The organism is Amycolatopsis thermalba, from assembly GCF_023376025.1.
Lineage (GTDB): Bacteria > Actinomycetota > Actinomycetes > Mycobacteriales > Pseudonocardiaceae > Amycolatopsis_E > Amycolatopsis_E thermalba.
The window spans coordinates 3,726,684-3,743,667 of sequence record NZ_CP091196.1; the positions used below are offsets into that span (position 1 = coordinate 3,726,684).

The 16,984-nt window shown below is 72.5% G+C and carries 16 protein-coding genes and 1 pseudogene; 12 read left to right on the plus strand and 5 right to left on the minus strand.

What is annotated here, in order from left to right; translation table 11 throughout:
• The first annotated feature begins 84 nt into the window (after positions 1-84).
• Genes L1857_RS17945 through egtD form a run of 4 tightly spaced genes read left to right on the plus strand, consistent with a single transcriptional unit; the run spans position 85 to position 4,430 of the window.
• Entirely contained in the window at positions 85-1,338 is a 1,254-nt protein-coding gene (locus tag L1857_RS17945; protein WP_249465680.1) for a glutamate-cysteine ligase family protein, read from the plus strand.
• The gene (egtB, locus tag L1857_RS17950; protein WP_249465683.1) at positions 1,335-2,696 is read left to right on the plus strand and encodes an ergothioneine biosynthesis protein EgtB; all 1,362 of its coding nucleotides are present in this window, start codon (positions 1,335-1,337) and stop codon (positions 2,694-2,696) included. The genes L1857_RS17945 and egtB overlap by 4 nt, the downstream gene beginning before the upstream one ends.
• A gap of 1 nt (position 2,697) precedes the next feature.
• The gene (gene egtC, locus L1857_RS17955) at positions 2,698-3,456 is read left to right on the plus strand and encodes an ergothioneine biosynthesis protein EgtC (RefSeq protein WP_116110165.1); all 759 of its coding nucleotides are present in this window, start codon (positions 2,698-2,700) and stop codon (positions 3,454-3,456) included.
• Positions 3,456-4,430: an L-histidine N(alpha)-methyltransferase gene (egtD, locus tag L1857_RS17960; RefSeq protein WP_116110164.1), complete on the plus strand. Its 975-nt coding sequence runs from the start codon at positions 3,456-3,458 to the stop codon at positions 4,428-4,430. Before egtC ends, egtD begins: the two co-directional genes overlap by 1 nt.
• On the opposite strand, the pseudogene L1857_RS17965 reads toward egtD, so the two are convergent.
• Both L1857_RS17965 and L1857_RS35725 read right to left on the minus strand, forming a co-directional pair.
• Positions 4,427-5,412 (minus strand): annotated as a pseudogene (locus L1857_RS17965) (IS481 family transposase). The gene egtD and the pseudogene L1857_RS17965 overlap by 4 nt on opposite strands.
• Before the next feature lie 469 nt (positions 5,413-5,881).
• Entirely contained in the window at positions 5,882-6,334 is a 453-nt protein-coding gene (locus tag L1857_RS35725; protein WP_429727768.1) for a transposase, read from the minus strand.
• A gap of 160 nt (positions 6,335-6,494) precedes the next feature.
• On the opposite strand from L1857_RS35725, the gene L1857_RS17975 reads away from it, so the two are divergent.
• The 3 genes from L1857_RS17975 to L1857_RS17985 all read left to right on the plus strand — a co-directional run bounded on the left by L1857_RS17975 (position 6,495) and on the right by L1857_RS17985 (position 8,854).
• The gene (locus L1857_RS17975) at positions 6,495-6,965 is read left to right on the plus strand and encodes a nitroreductase family deazaflavin-dependent oxidoreductase (protein WP_094005310.1); all 471 of its coding nucleotides are present in this window, start codon (positions 6,495-6,497) and stop codon (positions 6,963-6,965) included.
• A gap of 141 nt (positions 6,966-7,106) precedes the next feature.
• Positions 7,107-7,685, plus strand: a complete 579-nt coding sequence (locus tag L1857_RS17980; RefSeq protein ID WP_116110163.1) for a TetR/AcrR family transcriptional regulator — start codon at positions 7,107-7,109, stop codon at positions 7,683-7,685.
• The gene (locus L1857_RS17985; RefSeq protein ID WP_249465686.1) at positions 7,682-8,854 is read left to right on the plus strand and encodes an SGNH/GDSL hydrolase family protein; all 1,173 of its coding nucleotides are present in this window, start codon (positions 7,682-7,684) and stop codon (positions 8,852-8,854) included. The genes L1857_RS17980 and L1857_RS17985 overlap by 4 nt, the downstream gene beginning before the upstream one ends.
• On the opposite strand, the gene L1857_RS17990 is transcribed toward L1857_RS17985, so the two are convergent.
• Complete coding sequence (locus tag L1857_RS17990; RefSeq protein WP_094005313.1) at positions 8,821-9,909, minus strand: serine hydrolase domain-containing protein; 1,089 nt, start codon at positions 9,907-9,909, stop codon at positions 8,821-8,823. The two genes, L1857_RS17985 and L1857_RS17990, sit on opposite strands and share 34 nt — an antisense overlap.
• Complete coding sequence (locus tag L1857_RS17995) at positions 9,906-11,228, minus strand: flavin-containing monooxygenase (protein WP_094005314.1); 1,323 nt, start codon at positions 11,226-11,228, stop codon at positions 9,906-9,908. Before L1857_RS17995 ends, L1857_RS17990 begins: the two co-directional genes overlap by 4 nt.
• Before the next feature lie 83 nt (positions 11,229-11,311).
• Between L1857_RS17995 and L1857_RS18000 the strand changes: the two genes are divergently transcribed.
• Together L1857_RS18000 and L1857_RS18005 are read left to right on the plus strand one after the other, a co-directional pair.
• Positions 11,312-11,905 (plus strand): TetR/AcrR family transcriptional regulator, encoded by a 594-nt coding sequence (locus tag L1857_RS18000; protein ID WP_094005315.1) that lies wholly within the window; start codon positions 11,312-11,314, stop codon positions 11,903-11,905.
• Positions 11,906-12,006: 101 nt separating this feature from the next.
• Positions 12,007-13,218 carry an acetyl-CoA C-acetyltransferase gene (locus L1857_RS18005; RefSeq protein ID WP_116110161.1) on the plus strand — a complete coding sequence of 404 codons (1,212 nt, stop codon included), beginning with the start codon at positions 12,007-12,009 and terminating at the stop codon, positions 13,216-13,218.
• A 10-nt stretch (positions 13,219-13,228) separates the two neighbouring features.
• Here the strand turns inward: L1857_RS18005 and L1857_RS18010 are convergent, their stop codons facing one another.
• Complete coding sequence (locus L1857_RS18010) at positions 13,229-14,716, minus strand: peptide MFS transporter (RefSeq protein ID WP_233157244.1); 1,488 nt, start codon at positions 14,714-14,716, stop codon at positions 13,229-13,231.
• A gap of 175 nt (positions 14,717-14,891) precedes the next feature.
• On the opposite strand from L1857_RS18010, the gene L1857_RS18015 reads away from it, so the two are divergent.
• Genes L1857_RS18015 through L1857_RS18025 form a run of 3 tightly spaced genes read left to right on the plus strand, consistent with a single transcriptional unit; the run spans position 14,892 to position 16,979 of the window.
• The gene (locus L1857_RS18015) at positions 14,892-15,875 is read left to right on the plus strand and encodes an Lrp/AsnC family transcriptional regulator (protein WP_233157245.1); all 984 of its coding nucleotides are present in this window, start codon (positions 14,892-14,894) and stop codon (positions 15,873-15,875) included.
• Positions 15,876-15,879: 4 nt separating this feature from the next.
• A complete protein-coding gene (locus L1857_RS18020; protein WP_094005318.1) occupies positions 15,880-16,455 on the plus strand; it encodes a class F sortase in 576 nt (191 codons plus the stop codon).
• 23 nt (positions 16,456-16,478) lie between these two features.
• The gene (locus tag L1857_RS18025) at positions 16,479-16,979 is read left to right on the plus strand and encodes a hypothetical protein (protein WP_094005319.1); all 501 of its coding nucleotides are present in this window, start codon (positions 16,479-16,481) and stop codon (positions 16,977-16,979) included.
• Positions 16,980-16,984: the final 5 nt, after the last annotated feature.

Consider the following 16,984-nt stretch of genomic DNA (forward strand, 5'->3'; position numbering starts at 1 on the left):
CTGTCCGGTCCGTTCGACGCCTGAAATTGTCGGTGCCCGCGTGTAGCTTCCGAAGACGAGTGCTCCGCAGAGATTGGACACGACATGACAACGGCTCGGCCCGTTTCTCCCGCCCCGGGCGGGGCGGTGGCGGCGAAGGTGGTTTCCGACCGCGCCGAGGGTGAGGCGTACGTGGCGTCCGTGTGCTTCAAGCACGGCCCACCGCGCCTGCTCGGCGTGGAGCTGGAGTACACCGTGCACTACGCCGGCGCCCCCCGAAGACCACTCGACCCTGATGACCTCGCCCGTGCGCTCGGCCCGCACGCCCCGCGCACCCTCAGTCCCGACAGCCCGGCCCGCCCGTTGCCGGCCGGCTCCCCGCTGACTCTCGAACCCGGCGGCCAGGTGGAGATCTCCGCCCTGCCCCAGGCCTCGCTCCGCGAGCTCGCCGCGGCGGTCACCGCCGATCTGGAACACCTCACCGGACTCCTCGCCCGCCACGGGTTCGTCCTGCGCGACGACGGCATCGACGCCCACCGCGCACCGGCCCGGCTGCTCGACACCCCCCGCTACGCCGCGATGGAACGCCGGTTCGCCCCGATGGGCCCCGGCGGGGTCACGATGATGTGCAGCACCGCCGGCCTGCAGGTCTGCGTCGACGCCGGGGAAGCCGACACGTTCCCGGCCCGCTGGGCGGCGATCCACGCGCTCGGGCCGCCGCTGCTGGCCCTGTTCGCCAACTCGCGGCGGCACGCGGGCCGCGACACCGGCGCGGCCTCGGCCCGCTGGCTCGCGGTGATGAACACCGAACCGTGCCGGACCGCGGCCGCCGCGTGCGGCCCGGACCCGGTGGACAGCTGGTCCCGCCGCGTCCTGGACACGCCGCTGCTGGTGGTGCGCCGGGGCGGGGAGCCGTGGGACGCGCCGGAGGACCTGAGCTTCGCCGGCTGGGCCACCGGCCGCGGCGCCGGGCGGGTCCTGCGGCGGCCGACGCTGGCCGACCTCGACTACCACCTGTCCACGATGTTCACCCCGGTGCGGCCCCACGGTTACCTGGAGGTCCGCTACCTCGACGCCCAGCCGCGGCACCGTTGGCTGCACCCGGTCGCCTTGCTGACCGCCCTGCTCGACCGGCCGTCCACTGTGGACCGCGTGCGCGAGGTGTGCGCGCCCGTCGAAGGGGAGTGGGAAAGGGCCGCGCGCGCCGGGATGGCCGACCCGCGGATCGCGGCGGTGGCCCGCGAGGTCGCCGACCTCGGGTGCGCCGAGCTCGGCCGCACCGATCTGACCGAGGAGACCGTCGACCGGATCAGCGAAGGCGTGCAGCGGCTCGCGCACGCCGGGGAGGGGACGAAATGACCGAGGTGTCGCCGCTGACCGAGGCGCCGAACCCGGTGCGGGACCTGCCCGCCGAGGCCCTGCGGTCCCGCGCGGCCGCGGCGCTGGAGCGGGCCCGCGCCCGCAGCACCGCGCTCACTGGCGCGGTGGACGACGACGACCTCGTCCGCCAGCACTCGAAGCTGATGTCGCCGCTGGTCTGGGACCTCGCGCACATCGGCAGCCAGGAGGAGTTGTGGCTGGTGCGGGACGTGGGCGGCCGGGAGCCGCTGCGGCCCGACATCGACGACCTCTACGACGCCTTCCAGCACCCGCGCGCCACCCGGCCGTCGTTGCCGCTGCTGGGCCCGGCGGAGGCGCGCGCGTATGTCGCCGAGGTGCGGGCCAAGGCGTTCGACGTCCTGGAGCGCGCCCCGATGACCGGCCGCCCGCTCACCGAGGCCGGGTTCGCCTTCGGCATGATCACCCAGCACGAACAGCAGCACGACGAGACCATGCTGGCCACCCACCAGCTGCGCCGGGGCGATCCGGTGCTGCACGCGCCCGAGCCGCCGCCCGCCCGGTCCGGGCCGCTGCCCGGGGAGGTCCTGGTCCCGGCCGGCCCGTTCGTGATGGGCACCTCGCTCGAGCCGTGGGCGCTGGACAACGAGCGCCCCGCGCACGAGGTCCACGTGGACGCGTTCTACCTGGACACGGTGCCGGTGACCAACGGCGCGTACGTGGAGTTCCTCGAGGCGGGCGGCTACGAGCAGCGCGAGTGGTGGAGCGCGGCGGGCTGGGAGTACCGCACCGCGCACGACATCACCGCGCCGCGGTTCTGGCGGCGCGAACCGGACGGCTGGTGGCGCGTCCGGTTCGGGGTGCACGAACCGGTGCCGGCCGGTCAGCCGGTGGTGCACGTGTCGTTCCACGAGGCCGAGGCGTACGCGAAGTGGGCCGGCAAGCGGTTGCCGACCGAGGCGGAGTGGGAGAAGGCCGCCCGGTTCGACCCGGCGACCGGGGAGTCCCGGCGGTACCCGTGGGGCAACGACGATCCCACGCCCGAGCACGCGAACCTGGGCCAGCGGCACCTGTCCCCGGCCCCAGCGGGCGCCTACCCGAAGGGTGCCTCGGCGTTCGGCGTGCACCAGCTGATCGGCGACGTGTGGGAGTGGACGAGCACCGACTTCGCCGGCTATCCGGGCTTCCGCGCGTTCCCCTATCGGGAGTATTCGGAGGTGTTCTTCGGGCCGGAGTACAAGGTGCTGCGCGGCGGTTCGTTCGGCACCGACGCGGCGGCCGTGCGCGGCCCGTTCCGCAACTGGGACTACCCGATCCGGCGGCAGATCTTCTCCGGGTTCCGGTGCGCGCGGGACGTCCCGCCGGGCGAGCGGGCCTGAGATGTGCCGTCACGTGGGTTACCTGGGCCCGCCCCGCTCGCCGGTGGACGCGGTGTTCGACGCGCCGTACTCGCTGCTGCGCCAGACCTACGCGCCGCGGGACATGCGCGGCGGTGGTGTGGTGAACGCCGACGGGTTCGGGCTGGGCTGGTACGACGACGGGCCGGAGCCGGTGCGGTACCGGCGACCGGTTCCCCTGTGGAGCGACCACGACCTGCCGCGGCTGGCGCGATCGGTCCACAGTGGCGCGTTCGTCGCCGCGGTGCGCAACGGCACCACCGGCATGCCGTCCGGGGAGGGCGCGTGCGCGCCCTTCACCGGGGGCCGGTGGCTGTTCAGCCACAACGGGATGGTGCGCGGCTGGCCGGACAGCCTCGCCGTGCTCGCCGGGAAGCTGCCCGTCACCGACCTGATGACGCTGGAGGCGCCCACCGACTCGGCGGTGCTGTGGGCGCTGCTGCGCGAGCGGCTCGCGGCGGGGGAGGACCCCGCCGGGGCGGTCGCCGACCTGATCGCGCAGGTCGAGCGGGCCGCGCCGGGGTCGCGGCTGAACTTCCTGCTCACCGACGGCACCGTGCTGGTCGGCACGGCCTGGACCCACGCCCTGTCGGTGCGGGTCGAGGGCGAGGCCGTCCTGTTCGCGTCCGAACCGCTCGACGACGCGCCCGGCTGGTCGGAGGTGCCGGACCGGCACCTGGTCCGCGCCGAGCACGGCGCCGTCGAAGTCATCCCCCTCAACGCCGATCGGAGTGTTCCCTGATGACCGAGTCCGAACTGGACATTCACCGCAGCGCCACCGACATCGCCGAGGCGCTGCGCGCGGATGTGCGGGAGGGGCTGTCGGCCGAGCAGAAGTGGCTGCCGTCCAAGTGGTTCTACGACGCGACGGGAAGCCGGCTGTTCGAGGACATCACCGCGCTGCCCGAGTACTACCCGACGCGGTCCGAACGGGAGGTGCTGGCGCGGGAGGCCGGGGCGATCGCGCGGATCACCGGCGCGCACACGCTGGTCGAACTCGGTTCCGGGTCGAGCGAGAAGACCCGGCTGCTGCTGGACGGGTTGCGCGATCACGGCAGCCTGCGCACGTTCGTGCCGCTGGACGTGTCGGAGTCGGCGCTGGCCGAGGCGGTGGAGGCGATCCAGGCCGGCTACCCGGGGCTGGACGTGCGCGGGGTGGTCGGCGACTTCACCGAACACCTGGGCCTGCTGCCCGGTGAGCCGCCGCGGCTGGTGGCGTTCCTCGGTGGCACGATCGGCAACTTCCTGCCGGCCGACCGCGGCAAGTTCCTGCGCTCGGTGCGGGACGTGCTCGCCGGTGGTGAGTGGTTCCTGCTGGGCACCGACCTGGTCAAGGACGCGGAGACGCTGGTGCGCGCCTACGACGACGCGGCCGGGGTGACGGCGGAGTTCAACCGCAACGTGCTGCGGGTGGTCAACGAGGTGCTGGGCGCGGACTTCGACCCGGACTCCTTCGAGCACGTGGCCCACTGGGACGCCGGGAACGAGTGGATCGAGATGCGGCTGCGCGCCCCGGAGGCGGTGCGCGTGTCGATCCCGGGCGCGGGCATGGAGGTGTCGTTCGAGGCCGGGGAGTACATCCGGACGGAGATCTCGGCGAAGTTCCGTCGCGAAGGAGTGACCACCGAACTGGCCGTCGCGGGCTTCGAGGTGGCGCACTGGTGGACCGACGCCCAGGGGCGCTTCGGGGTGTCCCTGGCGCGCGCGGTGAGCTAGCTGTTCTGTCCCGTGAGGTTGGGTATGCGGGTGGCGGTGGGCCGCCGATGCTGGTGTGGTGTCGGTGATGGTTGTAGTGGTGGAGGAAGTGGGGCAAGGCGGCGCGCCGTTGGGTTTCTGTGTGGTAGGGGTGGGCGTAGGCCCATTCGTTGAGCAGGGTGCGGTTGAAGCGCTCCACTTTGCCGTTGGTTTGGGGGCGGTAGGGGCGGGTGCGTTTGTGCTGGATGCCGGCGGCGGTGAGGGTGTCGCGCCAGTCGCGTGAGCGGTAGCAGGAGCCGTTGTCGGTCAGCACCCGCTGCACGGTGATGCCGTGGGAGGCGAAGAACGCCTGGGCCCGGGTCCAGAACGCGACCGCGCTGGTCGTGGTCTCGTCGGGCAGGATCTCGGTGTAGGCCAGGCGGGAGTGGTCGTCCACGGCGTTGTGCAGGTAGCTGTAGCCGATCTGGGGTTTGCCGTGGGGGTAACGGGCGGTGGTGGTGGCCTTGCGGTGCTGGTTGCCGGTGGCGCGGTCGCAGATCTTGTGGCCGCCGCCGTCGGGGATGTTGCCCAGCTTCTTGATGTCGACGTGCACCAACTCGCCCGGGGTGGCCCGTTCGTAGCGGCGCACCACCCGCCCGGTGGCCCGGTCCAGATCAGCCAGCCGCGCCAGGCCGTAGCGGGCCAGCACCCGATGCACCGTGGAGGCGGCCAACCCCAGCAGGGCAGCGATGCGGGCGGGTCCCCACCGGCGCAGCACCCGTACCTTGATGATCCGGCGCTCGGTGCGTGTCGGGGTCCGGTGGGGACAGGTGTGTGGCCGTGAGGAGCGGTCCACCATCCCGGCCTCACCCTCAGCGCGGTAGCGGTCAGTCCACCGCTTAGCGGTGGCCACCGACACCTGGAACCGCTCCGCCGCCCGCCGCAGCGGCCACCCCTCCTCCGCGACACACCGGGCCAGACGCAGCCGACCGGTCGGGGTCAACGGGGCGTTACCGTGAGACACGAGGACCTCCCGAGGTGCGGTGCAGATTGTGGTGATCCACACCGAACCCGGAGGCCCTCCCTATTTCAAGATCATCATCTACACATCTCCACGTCCACAACTCCCCGGGCAGTACAGCTAGTGCGTGTTTTGTCAGCGGGGCAGCCCCGCGTTGATCGAGGCGATCATCGGTACCGCCTCGAAAACGCGCGGCGAGCTTGTCGTAGCGGGTGGCCACTGCCCGGTTGCGTTTGAGCCGGTTGATGCAGCACCGCGTGCCGCTGCTTGGAGACCTCTGGATCGAACGCTGGTGGCCGGCCAGCCACACGGCTACAACGCCGCAGGTAGCCGCGGTCAGCGCGGGAGCTGCAGGCATTGTCGGCCAGCACCCGATCCGGCCGGGTCCGTGCTCGACCACCGGCGATACGGGCCGCCCGAACACCCTCCGACACCACCGGAAACTGAGGGCTGTCGGCTCGTTGTCCGGCGGTCACCAGCAACGGCAACGGCTTCTGGCCCTGCTCGGTAGCCAGATGAGTCTTCGTCGTGAACCCGCCCCGGGAGCGGCCGAGCCCGTGTTCAGCAGGTTCGGCGTCGATCCCGGCGGGCGGTTCGACCTGCGGATCCCCCTTGGCCGTGCGCCAGCCGCATGCTGGGGCGCCCGGCTGGTCGTGGAATGCACACTCACAGCCCAGGTGATCAATCCGGCGGCATTCGCGCGAGCCTGCAGGCCGGGGAGGATCCGCTTCCCCGTGCCGTCACGTTGCCAGCGTCGGAACAACCCGTACCCCGTCTGCCACGGCCCATCGACCTGGGGGATGTCTCGCCAGGGTGCACCGACCCGGATCCGCCAGCGGATCCCGTTGATCAGCGACCGTTCGGTCCACTTCGCGAGCGGCCAGGCTTTCTGCCGATGCGCAGCAGTGGTTCCAGTGCCGTCCAATGCCGTCGGTCAGGTCCGCTCGCCCCGTCACGCCCCGACGCAATCGTCATCGCCATCACACCAGCTCCCAGCTTTGAAACACGCGCTAGCCGCGGTGGTGACCGGCACCCCAATGCGGGGTGATCGGTGGCGGGAGCGGGCGGGTGGTCCAATAGGGGTCGTGAAGAATCCGCTTCCGCTCCTGGCCCGCAGGCTGGGCACCCGGCCGTGGCTGATGCGGCTCGCGAAGGTCATCATCTGGGCCGACAAGCGGCTGCACGGCCTGTTCGGCGGGCGGGTCAGCCTGGTCGGCATCGCGGGCCTGCCGTCGCTGCGGCTGACCACCCTGGGGCGCAAGAGCGGACTGCCCCGCAGCACGAACCTGCTGTACTTCCCGCACGAGGACGGCTTCGTGCTGGTCGGCTCCAACTGGGGCCGTCCCCGCGATCCCGGCTGGACCTACAACCTGCGCGAGCACGCCGAGGCCACGGTCGCCATCCGCGGACGCGAGATCCCGGTGACGGCGAAGCCCGTCAAGGGCGAGGACTACGACCGCATGTGGCAGCGCTTGCTCGACTTCTGGCCCGGCTACGAGATGGAGCGCCTCGCCGCCGGCCGGGAGCTGCCGATCTTCCTGCTCACGCGCCGCTAGCTGGAGGGATCATGGGGAGTCAGGACCGGCAACGCCCTGGCCTGCCGCCGCTGGCACGCCTTCCGCACCCAATTTGTGTATAACGACCTATACGGCGCGACCTTCCTAAAACTTTTAGGAAGTATCTGATAGCCTTTAGGCATGGTGCGAGCGGGACTGACCGCGGAGCGGGTGGCCCAGGCCGGTGCGGAGCTGGCCGACGAGGCCGGGTTCGACGCGGTGACCCCGTCGGCGCTGGCGCGGCGCCTCGGGGTTCAGGTGGCGAGCCTGTATTCGCACGTGCGCAGCGCCCACGACCTCAAGGTCCGCATCGCGCTGCTCGCGCTGGGGGAACTCGCCGCGCGGGCCGCCGAGGCGCTGGCCGGGCGCTCGGGCAAGGACGCCCTGGTCGCGTTCGCCGGCGTCTACCGGGACTACGCCCGCCGGCACCCCGGCCGGTGGGCCGCGGCGCAGTTCCGGCTCGACCCGGAGCACGCCGCCGCGAGCGCGGGACCCGAGCACACCCGGATGATGCGGGCGATCCTGCGCGGCTACGACGTGCCGGAAGCCGACCACCCGCACGCCGTCCGTCTGCTGGGCAGCGTCTTCCACGGCTTCGTCGCGCTCGAATCGGGCGGCGGGTTCGGCCACAGCGCGCCCGGCGCCGGCCAATCCTGGACGCGAATCCTCGAGGTCCTCGACGCCACCCTGCGAAACTGGCCGGAACGGACCGGATCATGATCACCACACCGCTGACCGCGGACCTGCTGCGCGGCGCGCTGGACCTGGAAACCACCGCGCACGGCCTGCTGCCGCACCGCCTGCCCGCGTGGGCGCGCGCGAGGGCCGACGCGCAGCTGGCCATGGCGGAGTCGCAACCCTCCGGCGTGCGGCTGGCGATCCGGACCCGGGCCACCGTCGTCGAGCTGGACGCGCTGCGCACCGCCCGCGCGTACGTGGGCGCCCCGCCGCGCCCGGACGGCGTGTACGACCTGTTCGTCGACGGCCGGTTCACCGCCCAGCGCGGCGTCGGCGGCGGCAACACCGTCCACCTCGACCTGTCCAGCGGCGCCGCCCGGATGGAGCCCGGGCCGCCCGGCACCGTGCGGTTCGACGGTCTGCCCGGCGCGGACAAGGACGTGGTGATCTGGTTGCCGCACAACGAGATCACCGAGCTGATCGCGCTGCGCACCGACGCGCCGGTCGAGCCGTCGCCGTCGCGGGGCCGCGTGTGGCTGCACCACGGCAGCTCGATCAGCCACGGCTCGGACGCCGCGAGCCCCGCCACCACGTGGCCCGCGGTCGCCGCCCGGCTGGGCGGCGCCGAGCTGGTCAACCTGGGCTTCGGCGGCAGCGCGCTGCTCGACCCGTTCACCGCGCGCGTCATGCGCGACACGCCCGCCGACCTGATCAGCGTCAAGATCGGGATCAACCTGGTGAACAGCGACGTGATGCGGCTGCGGGCGTTCACCCCGGCGGTGCACGGGTTCCTCGACACGATCCGCGACGGGCACCCGGACGTGCCGCTGCTGGTCGTCTCGCCGATCCACTGCCCGATCCACGAGGACACGCCCGGCCCCGGCGCGTTCGACCTCGCCGCGTTGCGGGCGGGCGTCGTGCGGTTCCGGGCCACCGGCGACCCCGCGGACGCCGCCGCGGGGAAACTCACGCTGCGCGTCATCCGCGACGAGCTGGCGCGGATCGTCGAGCAGCGCGCCGACGAGAACCTGCACTACCTCGACGGACGCGAGCTGTACGGCGAGGCCGACTACGCCGGACGCCCCCTGCCCGACGGCCTGCACCCCGACGCGGACACCCACCGGAGCATGGGGGAGCGGTTCGCCGGGCTCGCCTTCACCGGCCCGTTCGCGGCGCGTCAGTCCAGGCAGGACCGCAGCGCGTCCAGGTAGGCGGTCGTGTTCGGCGCGTTCAGCAGGCCCGGCGCCATCCGGTTCATGACGTAGGCGAAGGTCAGGCGCCGGTCGAGGTCGTTGACCACCACCGAGCCGCCGAAGCCGCTCCACCAGCACGTCCGGCCGTCCACCGCGTAGCCGAGCCCGAACCGGACCGGCGCGCCCAGCACCCGGTCCACGCCATCGGCCTGCACGTCGAAGATCCGGTCCACAGTGGACTCCGACAGGTAACGCCTGCCGTCGATCACGCCGCCGTGGGAGACGACCGATTGCAGCCGCGCCACCGAACGCGCGTTGCCCTGCCCGTTCAGCCCGCCCAGCTCGGCCGTGAGGAACGGCCGGGTGGTCGTCACCGCGGGCGGGATCAGCGGATTCGTCAGCGTCCGGATCGCCACCGCGCCGAGCGCGGCGTAGTCCACCCCGGACGACGGCGGCGGAACCAGCGTGGCGAGCCGGGAATCGAGGTCCGGCGGGGCGCCCAGCCAGTAGTCCGCCCCGAGCGGTTCGGCGAACTCCGCGCGCAGCACCGTGCCCAGCGACCGCCCGGTCACCCGCCGGACCAGCTCGCCGACCAGGTGCCCGTGGCTGACCGCCTGGTAGCCGGAGCCGTCGCCGGGTGTCCACCACGGCTCCTGGGCCGCCAGCAACGCGGCCGCTCGCGTGGTGTCGCAGACGTCGTCCAGCGTCACCGGCGCGTCCCACCCGCACACGCCCGACGTGTGGCCCAGGACGTGCCGCACCAGCACGCCTTCCTTGCCCGCGGCGCCGAACTCCGGCCAGTACCGCGCCACCGGCGCGTCCGGATCCAGCAGGCCCCGGTCGGCGAGCGCGAGCGCCACCAGCGCCACCATGGTCTTGGTCAGCGAGTACGTGGTCACCAGCGTGTCCCGCGTCCACGGCACGCCGGGGGAGGCGAAGCCACCCCACAGGTCCACCGCCACCACGCCGTCGGCGATCACGCAGACCGAGGCGCCCGCTTCGTCGCCGTCGCGCAACCGCTTCGCCAGCAGGTCGCCGAGCGCGGCGAACCGCGCGTCGCAGTGCCCGTTCACGTCAGGGCCGCCGCCCGCTTCCGGCCCGCCTCGATCTCCCGGTGCAGGTCCCGGACGTAGCGGGCGAAGTCGAGCTGGATGGTGTGCCGCGGCGCGGAGTAGTACTGCCCGAGGTGCTTGGCCTCGTCACGCGCGATGACCGCCGTCATCTCCGCCACGGCCGGCAGTTCGTACTCCCCGGTCAGGTGCGCGGCGATCAGCTTGCTCTGCTGCTCGGCCAGGTTCACGATCGTCGGGGACGCCTGCGCGAGCCCGGCGAAGTACAGGTTGCCGACGCCCGGCTTGACGATCCGCTTGAACAGCGGCATCCGGTGCTCGGCGTCCGGCAGCAGCTCCGGGTCGTCGAAGAACGGGAACGCCATCCGGTAGCCGGTCGCGCACACGATCACGTCGGCCTCGATGCGGGTGCCGTCCACGCACACCACGGCGTCGCCGTCCAGCCGCTCGATCGCGGGCACGCACGTCAGATCGCCCGAGCCGGCCTTGGCGAGGAAGTCCACGCTCACCGACGGGTGCGCGGACAGCGGCTCGTGGTCCGGCTTGGGCAGCCCGTAGTCCTCCATGTTGCCCAGCGTCTTCTTGATGGCCCGCCGGGACAGGGCCAGGCCGAGCTTCTTCGGCATCCACGGCGGCATCATCATCTTGTCCGCCGGTTTCCCGCCGCGGTACTTGGACAGCACCCACACCCCGCGCCGGGCGGACACCCAGACGTGCCGGGCGATCGCGCGGTGCGACAGCTCGGAGGCGATGTCCAGCGCCGAGTTCCCCATGCCCACCACCACGATCCGCTTGTCCCGCATGTCGACCGGGTCGAACGGGCTGCGGTAGGCGTGGCTGTGCAGGACCGGCCCGTCGAAGGTGCCCGGGTAGTCCGGCAGGTACGGGTTCCAGTGGTGGCCGTTGGCGACCACGAGCGCGTCGTAGGTCCGGGTCTCGCCGGTGGACAGGGTGACCCGCCAGGTGCCGCCGGACTGCCGTGCCGCGTGCTCGACGGCGGTGTTGAAGGTGATCGTGTCGCGCAGGCCGAAGTGGTCGACGTAGTCGCGGAAGTACTGGTGGATCAGCGAATGGTGCGGGAAGTGCGGCCAGTCCTCGCCCGCCGGGAAGTCCTCGAACTGCAGCCGCGTGGTCGAGGTGTCGATGTGCAGCGACTCGTAACAGGCCGAGCGCCCGTTGGGGTTGCCGAAGTACCAGTTGCCGCCGACGTCGTCGGACATCTCGAAGCAGTCGTAGGGGATGCCGTGGTCGCGCAGCCGCTTCGCGGTGGTGAAGCCGGAGCAGCCGGCGCCGATGATGCAGACGGTCGGGAGTGAACTCAACGCGTACCTCCTGTGCCGGCCACGATGCCGCAGTCACTGTGGCACGTTCGCTGACGCTGTGTCCAGTGAGTAGGCTGACCGTTATGACCCTGCGCGAGCGGCAGAAGCAGCAGACCCGGCGTGACCTGCTGGAGCAGGCCAAGGCGTTGTTCGTCGAGCGTGGCTACGCGGCGGTGACGATCGACGACATCGTCTCCGCGGTCGGCTGCAGCCGTGCGACGTTCTACCTGCACTTCACCGGCAAGCCCGAGGTGCTGCAGAAGATCGGCGCGGAGACGATGGCGCGGCGCGCGGTGGCGGTGTACGCGGAGCTGGACGAGGTGCTCGACTCCGGGTCGCGTGCCGAGTTCACCCGGTGGATGCGGCGCGCGGTGGCGTGGTTCGAGGAGAACCAGGCGATCCTGCCGGCGTGGGACGAGGCGGTCGCGCTCGAACCGGAGTTCCGGGCGATCGCCAAGCGCGCGGTCGACGAGCTGCCCGCCGCGATGCCGCGCTACCTGGCCCGCTGGGGGCCGGACCGCCGGGCCGAGGCGCACCTGCGGATCGAGCTGCTGGTCAGCCAGCTGGAGCGGTTCTTCACCCGGTGGGCGGTGCAGGGCACGATCACCTCCACGGCCGACGAGGCCGCGCAGGTGCTCAGCGACATCTGGTTCCCGGCCCTGCGGCCACCGCGCTGAGACGGTCGCCGTCTCAGTCGGATGCCAATCGGATATTGGACATCTCGGTGCCGGGGTGCGATGGTCGGAGGCATCTCTGCCCAGCCGTGAAAGGACGACGGATGTCCGTGGATGTCGTGATCTGCGAGCCCCTGCGCACGCCGATCGGCCGGTTCGGCGGAGCGCTGGCCGGGCAGACCCCTGCCGCGCTCGCCGCGCACGTGCTGGCCGCCGTGGTGGAGCGCACCGGCGTGGACCCGGAGCGCGTCGACGAGGTCATCCTCGGGCACGCCTACCCGACCTCGGAGGCGCCCGCGCTCGGGCGCGTGGCTGCTCTGGACGCCGGGTTGCCGGACACGGTCACCGGCATCCAGATCGACCGCCGCTGTGGTTCGGGCCTGCAGGCCGTGCTGGACGCCGCGATGCAGATCCGCGCCGGGTTCAGCGAGGTGGTGCTCGCCGGTGGCGCGGAGGTGATGAGCGCCGCGCCGTACTACACGCACGAGGGCCGCTGGGGCATCAAGGGCGCCGGGCTGCAGCTGCACGACTCGCTGGCGCGCGGCCGGGCCACCGCGGGCGGGGTCCACCACCCGATCCCGGGCGGGATGATCGAGACCGCGGAGAACCTGCGGCGCGAGCACGGCATCTCCCGCGAGGACCAGGACGCGCTCGCGCTGCGCTCGCAGCAGCGGGCGGCCCGGGCGATCGAGGGCGGGCTGTTCAAGGAGGAGATCGTCCCGGTCACCGTGCGCTCCCGCAAGGGCGAGACGGTGGTCGACGCCGACGAGCACCCGCGCCCGGACACCACGGCCGAGGGCCTGGCGAAGCTGAAGCCGGTCATGATCCGCACCGACCCGGAGGCGACGGTCACCGCGGGCAACGCGAGCGGCCAGAACGACGCGGCGGCGGCGTGCCTGGTCACCAGCCGGGAGACCGCCGAGAAGCTCGGGCTGCGCCCGCTGGTGCGGCTGGTGTCGTTCGCGCGCGCCGGCGTGCCCGCGGAGACGATGGGGATCGGGCCGGTGCCCGCGACCCGGGCGGCCCTGGACAAGGCCGGGCTGTCGCTGCGCGATCTGGACCTGATCGAGCTGAACGAGGCGTTCGCCGCCCAGGTGCTGGCCTGCACCCGCACGCTCGGCCTGAGCGACACCGACGAGCGGCTCAACGTCAACGGCTCCGGCGTGTCGCTGGGCCACCCGGTAGGCGCGACCGGCGCCCGGATCCTGACGACGCTGGCGAGGGAACTCACCCGCCGCGAGGCGCGCTACGGCCTGGAAACGATGTGCATCGGCGGCGGCCAGGGCCTGGCCGCGGTGTTCGAGCGCGTGGCCTGACCGGCGTGGTTCATCGCCGCCCCTGGTGCTCCACTGTGGACACCCGGCGTTCGGTGAGCCGCCGGATGAGTGGCGCGAGCGCGAACAGGATCGCGGCGAGGACGACCGCGCCCAGGCCGAGCAGGCCGAAGTAGGCGGCCGCCGACCCGGCGTCGTAGAACTTCACCAGCTGCGCCCCGATGCCCTGCCCGGCGGCGTTCGACGACAACCACAGGCCCATCGTCTGCGTGGCGAACGCCGCGGGCGCCAGCCGGGTCGTCGCGGACAAACCGATGGGGGACAGGCACATCTCGCCGATCGTGACCACCGCCAGGCTGCCGATCAGCCACAGCGGGCTGGTCTGGCCGGGGCTGGCCGCCGGGACCACGAGCATCAGGTACGACAGCCCGGCGATCGCCAGGCCGGCCGCGAACTTGTGCGCCGTGGCGGGGGAGCGGGCGGACCGGTCCAGGCGCAGCCACATCACCGCGAACACCGGCGTCAGCACGATCAGCACCAGCGACCCGACCGACTGGAACCACGACGCCGGGATGGTGAACCCGAACGCGCCCAGGTCGGTGCTCTCGTCCGCGTACTGGGCGATCACCGTCGCACCCTGCTCCTGGATGCACCAGAACGCGACCGCGGCGACGAACATCGGGATGTAGCCGCGCACCCGCGCCCGCTCGGCCGCCGTCGTGCGCCTACTGCGCAGCATGACCGTGAAGTAGCCGACGGGCAGCGCGATCGCGAGCACGCTGATCAGGTCGACGATCCGGCCCGGGCCGAGCGCACCGGTGCCCACGGCCACGGACAGCACGGCGACGAGCACCGCGATCCCGGCTGCCACCGCGGCCAGCCGCGCCCGGGGAACCTCGCCCAGCCGCAGCGGGTTCTTCGGCGCGTAGCTGAGCGGGCTCAGGTGGCGCTGGCCGCGCACGTAGACGACGAGGCCGAGCGCCATGCCGATCGCCGCGAGACCGAACCCGAGGTGGTAGTCGTAGTTCTCGCCGACGGTGCCGACGATCAGCGGCGCGGCGACCGCCCCGACGCTGATCCCCATGTAGTAGATGCTGAACCCGGAGTCGCGCCGCGGATCGTCCGGCGCGTAGAGGTCGCCCACCGACGAGGAGATCGTCGGCTTCAGCAGCCCGGTGCCGCTCGCGATGAAGATCATCGACGCGAACAACGCGCCGGCGCCGGCGGGGATCGCCAGGCAGACGTGCCCGCACATGATCAGGACACCGCCGGTCAGCGTCGCCCGCCGGTCCCCGAGCAGCCGGTCGCTGATCCAGCCGCCCAGGATCGCCGCCATGTACGTGGCCGAGCCGTAGACCGCGATCAGCGATTTCGCGCTGCCCGGGTCGATGCCGAGCCCGCCGTCCAGAATCCGGTCGGTCATGTAGTACAGCAGCAGCGCGCGCATGCCGTAGTAGGAGAACCGTTCCCACGCCTCGGCGAAGAACAGCCCGACCAGCCCGCGCGGCTGGCCGAAGAACATCCGATCCGTACTCGCCACGGCCACGCCCACCCTCCGACCCGCGTCCAATGGGCGCAGACGATACATCCGCCGCCAGCGGTGATCAATGGATGATTCGGTGGTCCGGTCGGCGAATACTCGCTGTTACGACTTCGCCAGGGCGTTCCGCGCGATTCGATCGGCGATCGGGTCCGGCGTGCGTTAGGTTGTTCCCGTGCCCGGGAACCTGGACGAGATCGACGAGCTGCTCGTCCGCGCCCTGCACGAGGACGGCCGGGCCTCCTACGAGACGCTGGCCCGCCTGGCCGGGCTCGCCCGCTCGACCACCAAGGCCCGCGTGCAGCGCCTGCTCGCCGACGGCGCGCTGCGGGTGGTCGGCGCGATCCACCCCGCGGTGTTCGGGCTGCACCAGCTCGGTCACGTGACCATCGAGACCGGCGGTCCGGCCGTCCCGGTCGCGCGGCAGATCGCCGGACTCGGCGAGGTCTCCTTCGTCACCACCACGGCCGGCCGGTTCGCGGTCACCGCCGAGCTGCGCGCCGCCGACCTGGAGTCGTTCGCCCGCGGCCTCGCACGCGTGCAGGCCGTGCCCGGGGTGCGCGCGCTGCAGACGATGACCTTCCTGCGCATCTGGAAGGACCCCTACTTCCCGCCGGGGCCGCTGGACAGCCCCGGCCCGCTCGCGCACATCGACCTCGACGCCGCCGACCACGCGCTGCTCGCGCACCTGCGCGTCGACGGCCGCGCGTCCTTCGCCGAGCTGGCGAGCGTCACCGGCCTGTCCCCGGGGGCCACGCGGGCCCGGGTGCTGCGGCTGCTGGACACCGGCGTGGTGCACATCGGTGCGCTGGTGCGGATGACGCCGCTGAGCCGCGTCCACACGATGGGGTTCGCGCTGCACGTCAACGGCGACATCGAACCGGTGGCGCGCAAGATCGCGGCGCTGCCGGAGATCGACTGCCTGGCGACCGGGATCGGCTGGTGCGGCGGCATCGGCACCATCCGGGCCGGCTCGCTCGACGACGTGCTCGCCACACTGGAGCGGGTGCGCGGCCTGCCGGGCGTGCGGACGGTCGAAGCGTGGACGCACCTGCGTGCCATCAAGGAGGAGAACGACCGGGCGCTGCCCCTGGCCGGCCAGGGTGCACGTCACGGTTCGGTGTCGGTGGCAACCGGATCGGGCCGGGGAGCGAGTTAGCGGCATGGTTGCCGTGAGGGTTTTCGTCGCGCTGCTCGGCCTGCTCCTGCTCGGCGGGTGCGCCGCGCAGCAAGCGCCGGTGCCGGTGCCGCCCGGCGTGACCACCGCGGAGACCACCGCGGAGGCCGCGGCGCCGGTGGAGCCGGAACTCGTCGACATCCCGCGCATCGGCGCGCGCTCCACGCTCGTCCCGCTGGGACTCAACGCCGACGACACCATCGAGGTGCCGCCGGTGACCCAGCCGATGCAGGCGGGCTGGTACCGCCACGGGCCGGCACCGGGCGAGGCGGGACCGGCCGTGATCCTCGGGCACGTCGACGGTGGCGGGCAGAAGGGGATCTTCCACCGGCTGAAGGAACTCGCGCCGGGGGACGAGGTGGCGGTGTCGCGAAAGGACGGTTCGGTCGTCCGCTTCGCGGTGTCCCGCGTCGAGCAGATCGACAAGGACGAGTTCCCCACCGAGGCGGTCTACGGCGACACCGCCGGGCCCGAGCTGCGCCTGATCACCTGCGGGGGCAGCTTCGACCGGGCCGCGCACAGCTACCGGGACAACATCATCGTCTTCGCCGTGCTCCGGTGAAGACCGATTCTGGGAGGAAAACCATGCAGCACAAGAGAATTCTCGCCGGCGCCGGGCTGCTGGCGTTCGCGGCGGGGATGCTGAACACGCCCGCGGCCGGCGCGACCGCGCCGCCGCCGAAGCTGAGCGTGTCCCCGTCCTCGGTGTCGGCGGGGGAGGTGCTGGAGTTCACCGCGGTCTGTGCGGGCAACGCCAGCACCGTGACCTCGCCCGGGCTGGCCGCGCCGGTCACGATGACCCGCACGCTCGACGGCTACGCCGGCACCGGGAAGGCCGCCGCCAAGCCCGGCAGCCACGCGGCCACCTTCACCTGCTCCGGCAGCGGCGGCCCGGCCGGCAACGGCACGGCGACCGTCACGTTCACGATCACCGGCCCCACGCCCACCACGACGACGAAACCCCGGCCGGACACGCCGACGGCCACCCGCACGCCGGCCCCCTCGAAGACCACCCCGAAGGCCCCGCAGGTCAAGGTGCTGCCGAAGGGCGCCCCGGAAACCGGCGACGGCACGTTGGCGGGGTAAGGCCG